Source organism: Bacillus sp. GMa5/1, assembly GCF_050172015.1.
GTDB classification, from domain to species: domain Bacteria; phylum Bacillota; class Bacilli; order Bacillales; family Bacillaceae_G; genus Bacillus_A; species Bacillus_A cereus.
Genome location: NZ_JBNLYC010000324.1, coordinates 1 through 2845 on the forward strand (window position 1 = coordinate 1; position 2845 = coordinate 2845).

A 2845-nucleotide genomic window follows, 5' to 3' on the forward strand; every position below is an offset into this window, starting at 1 on the left:
GTTTTTCTACCATGGGATTTATTAAATCGTGTACGTTTAGTCGGTGGTATTTCTGATTGGGATGTCCAGCTTTTAGGAACGGCAGAAACTCATATATCTATGTCTGGCTTGCGTATTCCCATGACAGGAAGCATATCTGATATCCCTTTTGCCGACGCTGTAATATTTGCAAGTGGTAAAGGTGTAAAGGATTTATATAAAAATCAACAATATATTAATAGCATTCATGTAGATCCTCAAAGACAATTAATAGGATCTATGTGTTCTGGTTCACTACTATTAGGAGCTAAAAAATTACTAACTGGTAAAAAAGCTACTACATATCCCTCCGCAGTAGAACAGCTAAAAGAATTTGATGTAGACGTTATTGAGCAAAGTTTCGTAAACGAAGGAAATATCTCGACTGCCGCGGGTTGTTTTGCTGCTCAAGAACTATCAGCTTGGATTATAAGGACCCTACTTAATGAAGAAATGGTTGATATTGTACTAGAAACTGTTCAGCCAGTAGGAAAAGGTTTATATTTTTAATCTCAAATCAAGTCAAGAAATTGCGGTTGCTCCCAAAAAACGATAAAATAAGATTTTTGTTTCGAGTTAACACAAATTTCGTTCTAGAGTGCTATAAAAATTTAACTTGATGGTGGCGTGGTGTGCACCATTTATAAATAAAAAAACCCGCGAATTATTCACGGGTTTTCTTCTTAATAACTAATTGCTATTGTTCCTTCACCTGCATGAACCGCAAATGAAATTGGTAATGGATATAATTTGAAATCCATTTCAGGGAATGCTTGTCTAATATCTGCAATCCATTCTTCAGCTCCAGCTTTATCGTTAGCATGGAACATGTGAAGTACTTTTGGTAATTCTTTTTCAAGTTCATTTTTAATATATTCTCGACATTTTTGGATTTTACGAACTTTCTTTTCAAGTAAAAGCTCTCCACCTTTTACTTCTAATATTAAGTTAACACTTAATAAACTTCCAAGTAAAAATTGCATGCCCTTTACACGGCCACTTGCATATAGACCTTTTAAACTCTTTGGGAATACATGAAAAGGTCTTCTTTTTTCATCTACTAATGTTTTGTGTATATCTTGTAAAGTCATACCATCATTGTATAACGATTTCGCTTTTCTAATTAGTTCATCCATTGGATAACTTGTTGTTTCACTGTCTAATACCGTTAATGGAAAACCTGCCATTTCTGCAGCTAACTTCATATTTTGGTAGGTTCCACTTACTTTTCCGCTAATAGCAACTGCAAATCCTTCTTCATATTCTTCTTTGCATTTTGTAAATAACTCTACCATTTCCCCAATATTAGGTTGTGAAGTAGTGACTGTTTTACCTTCGTTTAACGCATTATAAACCCTTTCACGTACACCTTCTTCACAATCTTTGTACGAAATTCCATCAATAATAACTTCGATTGGGATAACAAAGTTATCTCCTTCTGTTTTAAAATTCGCAGTTGTACTATCAGTAATCCAAGCAACACGCTTCATGTTGTTCCTCCCTTAATTCAATTCCTCTTTTCTAATTTTTCTATATATTTATGTTATGAAAAGAGAATATCCCTGTAATAGTAACAGGACTTTATTGTTTTGGCTATAGTAGATGTATATTAAATGTGACTATTTCTTGTCTATTTCACAAATAAAAAAGAAAATCAAGGAATTTGCTCAATTTTCTTTTTATCATATACTATTTAAAAGTTTCATTATCTAAAATTACAACATAATCATTCGTTAATCGGCCAGCTTCTTTTGTATAACTAACAAGCCTTTGTATATTATCACAGCAAATTTTTGCTCCCCATACGAGTAACGGTACGCCAATAAAATCGATATGGAACCTTCTAGAAAACAGCCCACCGAAAGTCATTGGTAAAGGTACGGTTGGTGATGTATTAGAAAAAATAATCTTTTCATGACTTTGATAATGTTTTTGCAAGATTTCTCCTAAATGCTTCATCGCTGGTACAACCACTTTTGATGCGCCGCATCCAATCGTATATACAGGATGACCATGTTCATCTATGCCATGAAAAATAATTTTTCCCATATCTTCTGTTTTCAATTTATTAAAGTAATCTACATTCAAAATTTCTTCTTTCGTTAACTTGCGATCCGTTGGTAATTTATTTAAATGATACGCTGCAGCTAGTGAGGTAGTATGTGTTCCACCAAAATCTGTGTAAATGTATATCATATTATCATCCCTTGTTGTAAAAGTTCAATGTTAATTAGTATTACCGTTCTTAGCAATGTTAAACAAGGGATAAATGTATTTACGCTTTTTGTGTTAATTCATTATATTTTTTCCAAATATAATAACGTCTACTAATCACAGTGCCTAATGTAATACATAAAAAGGCATTTGTTACAACCATTAATGTCTGGTGCGTACTACCCGAAAACATACTTTGTTTAATCATAATTTTTGCTCCTAAAATAACAAGAAGGATTATTGTACTTACCCAATTTCCTTTTCGTAGTACATGACCTGTTTCACTATCTAATCGAAATGTTAAAGCTCTTCCCCGTATAATCCCAAGACATAAGCCAATTCCAAGCATTACAACAAACAGTAGTCCTTGCAGCAAAGTTATTTGTCCCATATGAATAATGGATTGAACTGTTACAAAACACAACAAAGCCGGAATGAGCCAAATACGGTTTATTTTCACTTTTCGTTCTTTACTTTGCATCAAAACAATAATAAGAATAACAAGTAAAATATCCATTTAGAATCCTCCTATAAACTTGTTTATCTTTAAAGATTATATTCTCCTCTTTTCATTCCATACTTGAAATACCATAGCTACTTTCAAGTGTAAGAT

Annotated in this window: 4 protein-coding genes; 1 reads left to right on the forward strand and 3 read right to left on the reverse strand. The window is 32.8% G+C overall.

Translation table 11 applies throughout. The features are described from left to right. A partial coding sequence (locus tag ACQGSG_RS28090; protein ID WP_426948596.1) for a DJ-1/PfpI family protein occupies nucleotides 1–528 on the forward strand: 528 nt, incomplete at its 5' end. Between the two features lie 173 nt (nucleotides 529–701). Here ACQGSG_RS28090 and ACQGSG_RS28095 read toward each other — a convergent pair. The 3 genes from ACQGSG_RS28095 to ACQGSG_RS28105 form a co-directional block, all read right to left on the reverse strand. Beyond that, entirely contained in the window at nucleotides 702–1508 is an 807-nt protein-coding gene (locus tag ACQGSG_RS28095) for a DegV family protein (RefSeq protein ID WP_000831921.1), read from the reverse strand. Between the two features lie 199 nt (nucleotides 1509–1707). Next, on the reverse strand, nucleotides 1708–2214 hold the full coding sequence (locus ACQGSG_RS28100; RefSeq protein ID WP_000639421.1) for a DUF3189 family protein: 507 nt from the start codon (nucleotides 2212–2214) through the stop codon (nucleotides 1708–1710). Between the two features lie 79 nt (nucleotides 2215–2293). Then, nucleotides 2294–2749, reverse strand: coding sequence for a DUF1453 family protein (locus tag ACQGSG_RS28105; RefSeq protein ID WP_000353706.1), 456 nt, complete (start codon nucleotides 2747–2749; stop codon nucleotides 2294–2296). Between the last annotated feature and the right edge of the window lie 96 nt (nucleotides 2750–2845).

Excerpts from the sequence above, each read along its gene's own strand:
- ACQGSG_RS28095 (WP_000831921.1), bottom strand. The coding sequence starts at position 1,508 with ATGAAGCGTGTTGCTTGGATTACTGATAGTACAACTGCGAATTTTAAA.
- ACQGSG_RS28100 (WP_000639421.1), bottom strand. The coding sequence starts at position 2,214 with ATGATATACATTTACACAGATTTTGGTGGAACACATACTACCTCACTA.
- ACQGSG_RS28105 (WP_000353706.1), bottom strand. The coding sequence starts at position 2,749 with ATGGATATTTTACTTGTTATTCTTATTATTGTTTTGATGCAAAGTAAA.